15 protein-coding genes, 3 pseudogenes and 1 riboswitch are annotated in these 12,515 nt (G+C 39.6%); of the genes and pseudogenes, 8 read left to right on the forward strand and 10 right to left on the reverse strand.

Features of this window, described 5'->3' with window-relative positions; all coding sequences use genetic code 11:
• Positions 1–49: 49 nt before the first annotated feature.
• From F0161_RS01130 to F0161_RS01140, 3 genes and pseudogenes are all read right to left on the reverse strand, one after another.
• Positions 50–1,261, reverse strand: a pseudogene (locus F0161_RS01130) (MFS transporter).
• A 142-nt stretch (positions 1,262–1,403) separates the two neighbouring features.
• Positions 1,404–1,760 carry a type II toxin-antitoxin system YafQ family toxin gene (locus F0161_RS01135; RefSeq protein ID WP_150203274.1) on the reverse strand — a complete coding sequence of 119 codons (357 nt, stop codon included), beginning with the start codon at positions 1,758–1,760 and terminating at the stop codon, positions 1,404–1,406.
• Positions 1,760–2,038 carry a type II toxin-antitoxin system Phd/YefM family antitoxin gene (locus tag F0161_RS01140; protein WP_060678116.1) on the reverse strand — a complete coding sequence of 93 codons (279 nt, stop codon included), beginning with the start codon at positions 2,036–2,038 and terminating at the stop codon, positions 1,760–1,762. Before F0161_RS01140 ends, F0161_RS01135 begins: the two co-directional genes overlap by 1 nt.
• Positions 2,039–2,114: 76 nt before the next feature.
• On the opposite strand from F0161_RS01140, the gene F0161_RS01145 reads away from it, so the two are divergent.
• Together F0161_RS01145 and F0161_RS01150 are read left to right on the forward strand one after the other, a co-directional pair.
• Positions 2,115–2,702 carry a site-specific integrase gene (locus tag F0161_RS01145; protein ID WP_027821988.1) on the forward strand — a complete coding sequence of 196 codons (588 nt, stop codon included), beginning with the start codon at positions 2,115–2,117 and terminating at the stop codon, positions 2,700–2,702.
• 12 nt (positions 2,703–2,714) lie between these two features.
• Positions 2,715–3,002, forward strand: a pseudogene (locus F0161_RS01150) (hypothetical protein); the annotation flags it as partial.
• Between the two features lie 60 nt (positions 3,003–3,062).
• On the opposite strand, the gene F0161_RS01155 reads toward F0161_RS01150, so the two are convergent.
• Positions 3,063–4,238, reverse strand: a complete 1,176-nt coding sequence (locus F0161_RS01155) for an IS256 family transposase (protein ID WP_150203275.1) — start codon at positions 4,236–4,238, stop codon at positions 3,063–3,065.
• A 294-nt stretch (positions 4,239–4,532) separates the two neighbouring features.
• On the opposite strand from F0161_RS01155, the pseudogene F0161_RS01160 reads away from it, so the two are divergent.
• The 3 genes and pseudogenes from F0161_RS01160 to F0161_RS01170 all read left to right on the forward strand — a co-directional run.
• Positions 4,533–5,153, forward strand: a pseudogene (locus tag F0161_RS01160) (IS30 family transposase); the annotation flags it as partial.
• A 178-nt stretch (positions 5,154–5,331) separates the two neighbouring features.
• Positions 5,332–5,511, forward strand: a complete 180-nt coding sequence (locus tag F0161_RS01165) for a TetR family transcriptional regulator (RefSeq protein ID WP_150203277.1) — start codon at positions 5,332–5,334, stop codon at positions 5,509–5,511.
• A 16-nt stretch (positions 5,512–5,527) separates the two neighbouring features.
• On the forward strand, positions 5,528–5,890 hold the full coding sequence (locus F0161_RS01170; RefSeq protein WP_150203279.1) for a hypothetical protein: 363 nt from the start codon (positions 5,528–5,530) through the stop codon (positions 5,888–5,890).
• Here the strand turns inward: F0161_RS01170 and F0161_RS11535 are convergent.
• The 3 genes from F0161_RS11535 to F0161_RS11545 are packed head-to-tail and all read right to left on the reverse strand — an operon-like array spanning position 5,874 to position 6,685.
• The gene (locus F0161_RS11535; protein ID WP_225423161.1) at positions 5,874–6,272 is read right to left on the reverse strand and encodes a hypothetical protein; all 399 of its coding nucleotides are present in this window, start codon (positions 6,270–6,272) and stop codon (positions 5,874–5,876) included. The genes F0161_RS01170 and F0161_RS11535 overlap by 17 nt on opposite strands.
• Complete coding sequence (locus tag F0161_RS11540) at positions 6,251–6,484, reverse strand: MBL fold metallo-hydrolase (protein ID WP_225423162.1); 234 nt, start codon at positions 6,482–6,484, stop codon at positions 6,251–6,253. Before F0161_RS11540 ends, F0161_RS11535 begins: the two co-directional genes overlap by 22 nt.
• Positions 6,485–6,493: 9 nt before the next feature.
• Positions 6,494–6,685 (reverse strand): MBL fold metallo-hydrolase, encoded by a 192-nt coding sequence (locus F0161_RS11545; RefSeq protein WP_225423163.1) that lies wholly within the window; start codon positions 6,683–6,685, stop codon positions 6,494–6,496.
• Positions 6,686–6,864: 179 nt separating this feature from the next.
• On the opposite strand from F0161_RS11545, the gene msrB reads away from it, so the two are divergent.
• The 3 genes from msrB to F0161_RS01190 all read left to right on the forward strand — a co-directional run bounded on the left by msrB (position 6,865) and on the right by F0161_RS01190 (position 9,259).
• Positions 6,865–7,287: a peptide-methionine (R)-S-oxide reductase MsrB gene (gene msrB / locus F0161_RS01180; protein WP_150203281.1), complete on the forward strand. Its 423-nt coding sequence runs from the start codon at positions 6,865–6,867 to the stop codon at positions 7,285–7,287.
• 123 nt (positions 7,288–7,410) lie between these two features.
• Positions 7,411–8,805 (forward strand): MDR family MFS transporter, encoded by a 1,395-nt coding sequence (locus tag F0161_RS01185; protein WP_150203283.1) that lies wholly within the window; start codon positions 7,411–7,413, stop codon positions 8,803–8,805.
• Between the two features lie 13 nt (positions 8,806–8,818).
• Positions 8,819–9,259 (forward strand): MarR family winged helix-turn-helix transcriptional regulator, encoded by a 441-nt coding sequence (locus F0161_RS01190; RefSeq protein ID WP_150203284.1) that lies wholly within the window; start codon positions 8,819–8,821, stop codon positions 9,257–9,259.
• Positions 9,260–9,311: 52 nt separating this feature from the next.
• Here F0161_RS01190 and F0161_RS01195 read toward each other — a convergent pair whose 3' ends face one another.
• The 3 genes from F0161_RS01195 to F0161_RS01205 form a co-directional block, all read right to left on the reverse strand.
• The gene (locus tag F0161_RS01195; protein WP_404825416.1) at positions 9,312–10,568 is read right to left on the reverse strand and encodes a nucleobase:cation symporter-2 family protein; all 1,257 of its coding nucleotides are present in this window, start codon (positions 10,566–10,568) and stop codon (positions 9,312–9,314) included.
• A gap of 283 nt (positions 10,569–10,851) precedes the next feature.
• Positions 10,852–10,950: riboswitch (purine riboswitch) on the reverse strand.
• Positions 10,951–11,051: 101 nt separating this feature from the next.
• Positions 11,052–11,912 (reverse strand): PfkB family carbohydrate kinase, encoded by an 861-nt coding sequence (locus F0161_RS01200; RefSeq protein WP_150203287.1) that lies wholly within the window; start codon positions 11,910–11,912, stop codon positions 11,052–11,054.
• Between the two features lie 22 nt (positions 11,913–11,934).
• Complete coding sequence (locus F0161_RS01205) at positions 11,935–12,426, reverse strand: ECF transporter S component (RefSeq protein ID WP_137602637.1); 492 nt, start codon at positions 12,424–12,426, stop codon at positions 11,935–11,937.
• Positions 12,427–12,515: the final 89 nt, after the last annotated feature.

Here is a 12,515-nt window from a genome sequence, read left to right on the forward strand (position 1 = left end):
AGATCAGCTGGCAGTCTGGTCTTTCTCCTCTTTATGATCATCATGTTAATTACTTATCTGGTTGCTCAGTTAATTTCGCCAATTTTTGATGCAGCCTAATGTCATATTGCCTGGTAATTGGCATTAACACCGCGACCAACCCGCAAATGGCAGCACCGATTCCTGCAATCACAAATAGGCGTTCAATGCCAATCACATCAGCTAGGGGACCGGCAAAAATTAAGCCAATTGGTCCAGCTAGATTCAACAAAGAATTCAAAACGCCTAGAATCTGCCCTAACTCTTCTGCTGGATAACTTTGTTGAATCATTGCCATTAAAAGCGTTGTAAAAAATGGGGTCGCAATTCCTTCAATGATGTTTAAAGCTGCGAACCATAAAAATCCGGTTTGGTTACCTGGCAAAATGCCGCTAATACCGGTTGGAATGCCAACCAGGAAAAACGCGATGATTACGGGCTTCATCCGGTCCTGCCACTTACCAAAGAGGCCAATGATAGTGCCGCCGATTAGCATGCTAGTTGAATAAATGGCTTCAATTAAGCCAGCCTGACTAACGGTTCCCTGAAAGTATTTCATGGTCATGAGTGGATACATGCTGGCAGCAGGCATGTAGGTTAGTGTGAAGACGGCGCCGATCAACGTAATGTACCACAAGCCCTTGTTGTTCGTAAGTTGTTTGATCCCCAAGCGGGTGTTGTGGAGCACATGCATTGGCTGATCAATTTTTTCATTGTTAGGAATTTGAACCCACGTTAAAATACAAATCCCAATGATGGCCCCAAGTACGTCTAACAGAATCAAGTACTCGATGGGGATAAACGCAAATAAAAACGCGCCCAGTGCTGGGGCAATAATCATATTCGCGGATTGCACCATTCCCAGTTAGCCGTTCATACGGGTAATTTCTTTGTCTGGCACCATTGTGGGTATTACCGATTGAATCGTTGGCATCTGGAAGGTTTGCGCACAAGACCGCATCAGTAATGAAATAAAAATGAGCCAAAGTGGAAATACATGAAAGACCGTTCCGGATACGGAAAGAATAATAGCGAAACAGGCAGCAAAAACGTCCGGGAAAATTAGGAGGCCTTTTTTGTTCCACCGATCAACCATAGGACCAACAAACGGACTAAGAATCACCATTGGCAGCATTCCTAAAATAGTAGCAATGCTCAATACCGTTGCTGAACCGGTTTTCTTGGTCAAATACCAAATAGTGGCGGCCTTCTTGATTATCAAATAATTTTTCACCACTTCTATAAGCGGCGCTGGCAATGGCACTGCATCCTTTACCAGCACTAATTATAAAATTGCCCCTAAAAAGCATTGAAAGAATAACCCCTAATATCTATAATGTAGATATTAGGGGTTATTTATTTTTATATACCAGAAATAGCTTCTTTTATTCGTTATTTTTTCGATACCTTTTAGCACGATTTTGACCAGGAAATAAACAATCATGCGATCCGACTCGAATGCCAATTAAGACTAGTTCATCTTTATCAATCGTATAAACCACCAGGACATCGTTAGTTTCGCTTGGTATTTTGTTTTTTGGGGTATCTCGTAGGTGAAATTCATTATACCCGCTCATTCGCCGATTAAGTTCATGATCCTCAAATTCTGGTGGTAATTGTTGTTGATCAAGCAACAGGTCAATGGCTGCTCGAACTTCATCAATAATAGATTTGTCTAAACTGGCTAGCCGTTTTAGATCAGCATTAAAGGTTGCACGTGGTTTAAATCTTAGTTTTTTCATTATTTAAACTGACCCCAATAATCATCATCTGGTTCAACAATTTCATCGTCAGGTAAGACATGGCGTTTAATTAACTGATCACGTGCAATTGCATATTCTAACGAACCTTCTTTAGCTTTTAATGCTCTTTCTAACCAGTCCATTTTTTCTTGTGAAACGATGGCTACTGCGCGACTATTTGAACGAGCAATATAAACGGTTTCGTCTTCGTCATTAACTTGATCTAAATATTTTTTTAAGTTAGCGCGAAAATCGCTCTGTGTTAATGCTAATGTCATATTTACCACCCTTCCCTTGTACTCAATATTGTACTTTAATCCGTACTAAAAATCAATTTTTTAAGGAGCTAAAACTATGCAACAAGTTGTCTTACCCATCAAAGATTCAAATGTTCTCAAGGAGGTTCAAGATACCTTACTCAACAACTTTAAAGCTGGCCGGCGTAACTATACAGTTTTTCAAGTTGGCAAAGCGACACTGTTGCGAGTCAGTGATGTCATGCGCTTAAAACAGACCGATATTTTTAATCCGGACGGTTCTATTAAACAAAATGCGTTCATTCACGACCGAAAAACGGGTAAGCCTAATACCTTGTATCTTAAACCAGTTCAAACAGAGCTCTTATTGTACCGTCAATGGCTACTTGATCATAGACTAGCCTCTGAATGGCTCTTTCCTTCCATTCAACACCCCGAGCGCCATATCACGGAAAAACAGTTCTACAAAATTATGAGTAAGGTTGGCGATCTGTTAGGAATTAATTATCTAGGGACCCATACAATGCGCAAAACCGGGGCTTATCGCGTCTATACGCAATCAAATTATAATATTGGCTTAGTCATGAATCTGCTCAATCATTCCAGTGAGGCGATGACGTTAGCTTATTTAGGCTTAGACCAGGCTAGTACCGAAACGATGCTGGATAAAATTGATTTTGGTTAGGAGGCTGGCTTTATGGATTTAGATTTTAAATCAAACAAGTATGATCTTTTTGATGATTGGCATCAAAACAAGACTAAACAAGCCTTTACACAAAAGTTGCAGCAACAAGCTCAACTTGAAAAAACACAGCTGCCACAGTTATTGTCGCGTGAAGATTTAAAAATTCGCTGGCAGATGAACTCTCGTCAAAGTGTTCATCAAGTTGCTAGTAAGCCTGATTTTCCGCAACCCGTTTTTGCTTTTAATCATGGTAAGACGCCACTTTACTTAGCAACTGAAATTCAAATTTTCGAAATTAATCGGTAGCGTCAAGAATCTTGTGTAAATGAAATGCCTTCGTACATATAATATGTATCTAACTTAAATAAATGATGCTTCCAAGGTGTCCTGGAGTCCTTTGAACCCTCGGTGGATCCGCTTCAGAGACTTCTCGTTATAAACATTAAACTGAGAAACCAGGAAGCGATCCAGTGAATCTTCCGTTGGAAATTGTTCTTTGTGGTGGGTGGTGCGCTTGAGATGCTTATTAAAGTTCTCAATCAGGTTAGTGGAGTATAGTGATTGCCGGATAGCTGGTGGAAAGTCCATGAAAGTGAGTAAATTCGGCATTTTAAGCAGATCTTTGATTAATTTGGGATAGGTCTGATGCCAGTTGTTGGCGAACTCATTCAGTTTCAGTTCGGCTGCTTCACGGTTGGCGGCCCGATGAACTTGTTTAAAGTCACTGATCAGGGCCTTGCGGTCTTTTACGCGAACTTTGTTCATCAGATTCCGCCCAACATGAACCAGGCAACGTTGTCGTTTGGCTTTAGGGAAATGCCGATTCAAGCCTTCATACAAACCAACTAACCCATCGTCCACAAACAACAGCACATCTTTAACGCCCTGCTTGATCAAGGTTCCCAGCAGTTCAGTCCAGATTCCAGTCGATTCCGTTGGCGCCACTTGGTAGTTCAGCACTTCTTTCGTACCATCTGGACGAATGCCAATCGCAATATGAACGGCTTCTTTTTGAACGGTATCCCGCTTTAACGGCAAGTAAGTGGCATCTAAGAAGATGGCCGCATACTGTGAACCCAGTCGACGTTGCTGGAAAGCTTGAACCTGTTCATTGACGGCTTTAGTCATGTTGGAAACCGTGGCTTTGGAGTAGTGAGCACCGTACATTTTCTCAATAAGTTCGGCAATTTCAGCAGTGGTAATTCCCTTGGTATACAACTGAATGACCGTTGTTTCTAAATTATCACTGTGCCGACCGTAGGCTGGCAAGGTATGATTTTCAAACCGGCCATTGCGATCTCGAGGAATGGTTAAGTTAAGTTGGCCGTACTTCGTATCAAACGAGCGCTCATAACTGCCGTTGCGGTTATTACCAGTGTTAATCCCAGCGTATGAGTAGCGTTCGTAACCCAAAAACTCTGCCAATTCGGTTTGAAGCAGCTGGTTAATCGCAATTTCGAGGTGGTGACGAAAAACTTCGTCCAAATCTTGCTTTTGGGCTAGTGCAGCGATAATTTCTGTGGTAAGTTCATTCATGGGGAATGCCTCCTGTGATGTTTTCTGTGATTACTAAATATCATAAGGGAAGGCATTCCCTATTTCTATACAATTCAGAAATCTTTTATGCATTTACACAAGATATTTTACGCTCTCGTACAGTTGAAAATGGGAGATGTTTTATTAATTACTATCTAGATTGTTAGGTTTCTAGTAGTAAATGTTTGTAAATGGTAGATTGTAAAATTTAAGTTGAACATATTAGTGGACAGAAAAACCCATAAAGGCCTTTAATGGTGTCACCACAACATTCCACTAGAAAGAAGGACCTTTATGGGCACCACTATTTTATCATTTGAAGACCGCGTTGTCATCGAAACACTTCATCATGAAAAGCACTCACTTCAATATATTGCCGATTATTTAGGCTTTAGTAAAACCACTATCTTTAATGAGGTTCATCGCTTAGCTGGTGAGTACCACGCAGTTAAGGCTCAAACTGACCATGAAGTTAAACTTAGTCATCGTGGTCGTAAAACCATCTTAACGACCAACCTAAAGCGATTGATTGAAGAAAAAATCAAGATCCAAAAATGGTCAATTGAACAAGTGGCTCATGTAGTTAGAATTGCCTACAAAACCATCTATAACTGGATTGATCAGGAACTACTGGATATTAATGTGACTGATTTACCTGACCATGGTATTCGTCGCAAACGAGCTAAAGAAACCCGTGGTACTTTTAGTCATGGACGTTCCATCGAAGATCGTCCAGCTGAAATTTCTGATCGTAATACTTCAGGTCACTTCGAAGCTGATACAGTTTTATCTGGAAAACGTAAAGGTCAAGCAGTAGCTACGTTTGTCGAGCGTAAGAGTCGGCTTACCATCGTTAAACGGCTTAATGGACGAGATAGTACTTCAATGACCAAGGCTATTTTAGAATTGGCGAACACCGATTGAGATCTTTTTGCGTGATCTGCGTTACTAAATTTGTTCAAGTTATTTCTTGCAATCTGCCAAATATATAAATAGTTGTCAATTAACGGTGATTGCATTTCTTATTATTGAGGAATGCGATTTTTTGGTTGAAATGCTAAAATGAAACCAAACAAATTCAAGGAGAAAAAATATGGCTGATTTGCGAACCGAGAAAACTTTAACGTTAATCGACGAAACTATTTTTACGCTTCTCCACGAATTATCATTTGAACGATTGACTGTTGCACAAATTTGTACCACGGCTAAAATTGGACGGTCAACATTTTATCAGCATTATTTGGACAAGTATGATTGGTTGGAACAAAAATAATGCCTATTATGGGGAATTGTTTCAAGATGGACTGAACAAGCGCTTTGGTAATCGGAAGGGTAATCGATCATTGGTTGGATTGTTTGACTATCTACAAGCCTATAAGGATCAAGTACTCCAATTAACCAAAATTCACTTAACTGATAATGATTTGGCGGAAAATATGAAACAGATGTTAAGCGTGTCAATATCAAAAGAAATCCCAGCCGAAAAACAGACTGGAATTCCAATGGATTATTTAGCCAATTTGTATGCCACCATCGCTGTGGATAATATTTTGTGGACGCTAGAAAATGGGGTTAACGAAAATATCGGTGTGTTAATGAATCAAATCTCTGATGCAGTTATTAATACGGTTAGGTCTAGTTCAAAACAATAGTGTGTGGAATCACTTCAGGGTCGTGGTTAGGAAGTAGTTCTATAACTTGTGATTCACGACTTTTTTCACGAATCCAACCAACTGATTGGATTGCATTCCCCCGATTTTTTACAATTCCAGGAGTATAGAGCTTGTTGATATTTTTAGCAGAATATCCCGTGTCAGCTGCAAGTAGTACTTCTTGTCCGGATTCGCCACGGATGATTGTTGCGGCTAATCCTAAGCTATGTCCAGGAGTGAAAAAAAACTCAATTGAACCATCGTTAAATAAATCAAATGAGCGACCAAATGGACCATGTCCAGTGTCTTCAAAATGGAAAGTGTTCATATCAATGCCTTGCCACATTTTTGCAATGTACCTTAATTTGTCGCGGTTTGCCATTCTTCTTCGCTGGTCAAAAAGTTTTTAGCATCAGCTACTAAGGGTAATCCACTTGCGTGATCACTATGCAGATGACTTAACATCACATAATCAATGTCAGAAGTTTTGAAACCTAATGAGTCGATTTGCTCGCGAACTGACCAACCTGCTGGTAAATAAGCTTGATTAATTTTAACTTGTAAGCCAAGTTCTTTTCGTTGACTAGTCCTCACGAGGTCATTTTAACCTGTATCAATTAAAACCAATCCCTTGGGGTGCTCAATTAAATAACTAGAAACTGGCAGCGTAATTTTATTTTTATGAGATCTGAAAATACCGGTGAAAGCTAATGGATTGATAGCTGCTTCATGTGCAGGTATGGATTTATCAACAGTGACCAGGCCAGTGTGTAATACATGGATTTTGATTGTCATAATAATTCCCCCATAAATTTATGATGCGTTTATCATAAAACAGATACGTAAAAATATTAATATCAATATCACTCACAGTGTTAGATATCTTACACAGAGTTATGAAATGTTTCGAAAGTGAGCATCTAAATTGCTCATTTGCCGAATTGCGGCTATTCTTAATCAATGAGGTGATTAGCATGGATAAGAAAGAATTGAAGTCTCGATTGACTAAAGAAGAGTATGACGTTACTCAAAATGCCGCAACTGAGGCACCGTTCTCCGGGAAATATGATCAATTTTATCGCGATGGCATTTACGTCGATGTTGTGAGTGGCGAACCACTGTTTTCTTCAACCGATAAGTATGATGCTGGTTGTGGTTGGCCATCATTCACTAAACCAATTGCTAAATTAGACGAGATTCGGGATAAATCATTTGGTATGGAACGGGTCGAAGTTCGTAGCCAAAATGCCAATTCACATTTGGGCCACGTGTTTACAGATGGTCCGCAAGAGGCCGGTGGGTTGCGCTATTGTATTAATTCAGCTGCCATGAAATTTGTACCAGTCGATCAGTTAGAAGAACAAGGCTTTGGCGAGTATCAAAAACTATTTAAATAAATTTATTTAGTCGATTACCGAATTATAACGGGATTGACTTTTTATTTTCAAGTTGCCAGTTGACAATTAGCGTGCTAACTATTATGATGATTAGCATGCTAATTAATGAAAGAGGGAGCTTGAATGATTAATACTAAAAAACAGAACAATTTGATGTTCATCATTGTGATATTAATGGGAGGTTTTTTATCTTCGTTAACCGAGACGTTACTCAATAATGCCATTCCCGCAATTATGCGTGAAGTTCATGTGAGTCAAACGTCGGCTCAATGGTTGAATACTGGGTATATTTTGGTCGTCGGCATTATGATGCCACTTTCTGCGTACTTCCTAAATCGATTCCGTTTGAAACCACTTTTCATTACGACAATGGTGATATTTTTATTTGGAACTTTAATTTCGGTGATGTCATCTACATTTACATTTTTGCTACTCGGTAGGTTAGTCCAGGCAATTTCTGTCGGGATTAGTATGTCATTGACCCAAAGCTTGATGATGTTAATTTTTCCAATTGATAAGCGTGGTTCTGCCATGGGATTATCATCAATTGTAATTATTTTAGGACCCGCAATTGGGCCAACCTTATCGGGATGGATAGTTGATCAGTATTCTTGGCAAATGTTGTTTATTATTTTGATTCCGATTAGTATAATTATTATTATCTTGTCGATGATTTTTGTTCGAAATATCACCCAACCAACTGGTGATAAATTAGATTGGAAATCGCTGGCATTGTCGAGCTTGGGCTTTGGAATTCTGTTGTATGGTTTCTCTAGTATTGGAAATACTGGATCTGTTGATTTAAGTTCGTTAGTGATGGTCGTTGTCGGAATCATTTTTGTGATTTTGTTCGTCATCCGTCAACTTAAAATGGAAAAGCCAATGTTGGAAATGAAAGTTTTTAAATCAATTTCATTTACGAAAACAACAATCTTAGCCGCGTTGTCTTCGATTGCTCTACTGGGAGTGGAATTGATATTGCCACTTTATGTTCAAAATGTACGTGGAGTTTCTGCACTTGATTCTGGACTAATCATGCTGCCTGGTGCGATAATCTCACCAATTGCAGGGCGCCTGTTTGATAGACATGGAATCAAAGGGCTAGCAATTATCGGGTTTGGTATTTTAACTCTGGCGTCTGTTCCGATGATTTGGTTCGACCATACAACTAGTGTCGTACTGATATCGACCCTGTATGCCATCCGGATGTTAGGATTGGGGTTAGTGATGATGCAGCTCAATACTTCTGGCGTCAACGCCTTGCCAGCTAAATATTTGGTGCATGGTAACACGGTTGCTTCCACATTTCGTCAAGTTGCCAGTTCATTGGGATCGGCCTTATTAGTGACGGTTTCAACCATGACTGCTAAATTAAGCGCCAACGGTCATTCTGTTACCTTGGCCAACACAGCTACTGGGTATCAGTGGACTTTCATGGTCGTCACAGGATTTTCATTGCTTTGCTTCTTAATGGCATTTACGCTTAGAAATAAAACGGCTGCTGAAATTACAGGATAAATTGGAGTTTAAAATGGATAAAAAATTCTTTTCACCGCAAATCAAAATTTTGAATACCCTAATTGAAAAAGAACTTGATAAACATTTGATGGCACAAGAAGCTGGGTTTACCAGCACACAAATGTCAGTCGTCATGTATTTATTTGATCACCGCGATGAGACAATTCAGCAAAATGATTTGGATACTGAATTTAGACTGAGTCGACCAACAATCAATGGCATTATTAAACGGCTCGTCGAAAAAGACGCAATTCGTTTAGAAAAATCACCGAAAGATTCGCGAGCTAAACAAATTATTTTGCAACCACGAATCATTGATGATTTTAAACAACATCAATCTGAGTTTGAACGCGATATGACCAACCTAGAACTACGAATGTTTGCAGGCATGAATGAACAAGAAATTATTCAATTCAAAGCATCTATCGCAACTATCATCAAAAATATGCAATAAAATAATCCTCATAATAGTCGTAATTGACTACTATGAGGATTGAATTTTGTAATTAGAACTCTTGATCTTTTAATTCTTTACGATTCAAAATTAAGTTAAGAACGACAGCAGTGACGCTACCAACGACCACACCATTGCTTAACATAATTTGTAGTTCAGTACCCAAGTGTTGGAAGATTTGAGGGTAAGTATTAACGCCAATTCCTAAGCCAATCGACATTGAAGCAATTAGCAAATTACTACTCTTAGAGAAATCAACTTTATGAAGGATTTGCATTCCTTGTACGCCAACCATGCCAAACATAACGACCATTGCGCCACCAAGGACAGCACTAGGGATAATTGTTGCTAAGGCACCAATTTTAGGTAAAAGTCCAAGGACAATTAGGAAGAATGCGGCAAAATAAACTGGTTTTCGAGTTTTTACACCGGACAGTTTTAAGACACCAACGTTTTGAGAAAAAGTTGAGTAGGGGAAAGTGTTGAAGAGTCCACCTAAAATGGCGGCAATTCCTTCAGCACGGTAACCTTTCTTCAAATCATTAGTCCCTAATTTTTGACCAGTGACATCACTTAATGCGAAATAGACACCGGTTGATTCAATCATGGTCGTGATTGAAACTAACATCATCGTGACCATTGAAGAAGCGTTGAATTTGGGTACTCCAAAATAAAAGAATTGAGGGAGGTGGAACCAAGAAGCTTGAGAGACCGGATCAAGTGAAATAACACCCATCGCTCCTGCCAAAAATGAACCAGCTAAGATTCCAATTAAAATGGCAATGGCTTTGATAAAACCTTTGGCAAAAGCGCTAATTCCAATGATAATGACCATCGTAACCAAACCGATAATTAAATTATTAGAATTACCAAATGATTTGGCAGTTAAATCGCCGCCGCCCCAATTTTGAAAACCAACTGGCACCAAAGTAAAACCAATAATAGTAATTAATGAGCCTGTGACAACGGGAGGAAAAAGATATTTCAAACGCGCAAAGAGGCCAGCAATTAAGAAAACGAAAATTCCAGCAGCGATGATGGCACCGTACATATAGGTAATACCAAGCTTGCCACCGATTGAAGCCAGTGGAGCCACTGCTTGCACTGCACATCCAAGCACAACTGGTAAGCCAATCCCGGTTAATGGGGTCGTCCGCAATTGTAGTAAGGTCGCGATTCCACACATAAAAATATCGGCAGAGACGAGATAAGTCATTTGGGCGGCATTGAAGTGCAACATCGAACCAATCAAAATTGGTACTAAGATATCACCAGAATACATAGCTAACAAATGCTGAATTCCTAAAATAGCAGCTTTCCAATTCGAGACATTTTCTGATTGCGTTGGTGAATTTAACGTACTGGCTTCCTTCACAATAATCCTCCTGTGCTAACCACCTAGTCTAATTAGTCTCAAGAATACAAAAAGAGACCGAGGTGGGGAACCTCAATCTCTGTATACGAACTGATTTTTACGTCAGCTTGTCTGAATTGTGCTCAATAAACCTTCACTTTACATGTAACTTAAATTATCTTGCAGTAAACTGCGTCGATAATCCATCGTTACTTCTTCAAGTGAAGAGCGGTTTATTTCACTACTTATTCATGCGTATAGTCCGAAGTTTACGGCTTCGGGTAGAGACTCGCCGACCATATTACGGCATTATATAGGCAGTTGCGATTTAATTTGTATTAAAATACTAACACTGGAACTGACGAGTGACAAGCTTATTGATGGAAAACACGAATGAAACCGGTCACAAATTAAAAATTGATGAATAAAAAACGAATGTTAACTTTTAAATTCGCCAGTTTGTGCGTAATTACTGATTTTACCTAATAAGGTACTAATGTTGAGACCAAAACGCAGTTCGGTTTCCTCCGCAGCCGTGTGCTTGAGAGTTTCATAAGTGCCATCGGTCGCCATACGAATGGCATCACCGAGTGATTCTTCGTGAAGCAAAAATCCAGCCAATAGGGCAGCAAAAACGTCACCACTGCCAAAGAAATGACCATTAATAATTGGACAACTATAATATCTGATTTTGCCATCTTCTAGCCAGACACAACCCGTTTGAGCACCAACTCTTACATCGGTTATGATTGCGTGGGAGTCTTTTGGCATTAGTTGTTCTAGAGATTTCAATAAAATAGTTTGTTCATTTTCAGTTGGGTTATCACCAATCGTAATCCCTGATAATAGTTGAGCTTCGGTGGTATTGGGTACAATCACATCTGCATACTGCAGTAGGGTCTTCATTGATACGGAATATCGTTTTGGCAAACCTGGGTACAATTCGCTTTGATCAGCCATGACAGGATCAACGACGACCAACGGTAGGTGCTGGCCAGCAAGGTAATTACTGAGCTGTGTGACTAATTCGTCCGTACCTAAGTAGCCAATTAAAGCCCCTGACAGTTGAATATTTTGTTGTTGCCAATGTTTAAAAGTTGACTCAAGCCAACTATCCGCTGGCAATTTAGCCGGTGTGTCAAAGCCTTCCGTTTGTGTAGATAACAAACTTGTTGGTAAAACTGCTAATGGTGAACCGAAAGCAGCCAAAATTGGATTTGCGACGCTTAACGACAAACTGCCAATGGCAGATAAATCTTGAGCAACTAAAAATGGATGTTCTAGTTGTATATTTTGCATGATGTTTCCTTTCTGAAGGGAACTACACTTTTAGTGTTTGTTTTAATTTTAAGGCTAAAGGATAGCCAATCACGGCGCCCACGACACCTTGAATGGAATTAGTTGGAATTCCGGCCAATCCAGCAACGGGCTTGTATAAGATGGCATCGGTAATAAAGTAACCAAGGACCATGACCACAATTCCGGCGATTAGCGCCAGAATTTGAGCTTTGCGTCCCTTGTTGTAACCAAGCCAACCAACAATCAAGCCCTCAAGGCCGTGCACAATGAGTGAAAAGACCATATATTGAGCATAACCTGAAATTAAATCTAGTAAGAAACCGCTTAAACCGCCAACGATTAAGCCGCCACGTTTACCATACATTAGCGCAGCAATAATAATACCGGCATCGCATAAATTAACGTTGCCATGTGTCATTGGTACGGGAATCAAGAAAACACGAGCTACAACCACTGTGACTGCAACCAATAGTGCTAAAACAACAGATCGACGTACTGAATAAGATGAACTCATACCAAAAACCTCTTTTCTCTCTTAGCTGTCTTTTATTATAACTATTTCTTAATAAAAAGTTAAAAAGAAACAGATTAGTTACATAATTG

It is taken from the genome of Paucilactobacillus nenjiangensis, from assembly GCF_008632615.1.
GTDB lineage: Bacteria > Bacillota > Bacilli > Lactobacillales > Lactobacillaceae > Paucilactobacillus > Paucilactobacillus nenjiangensis.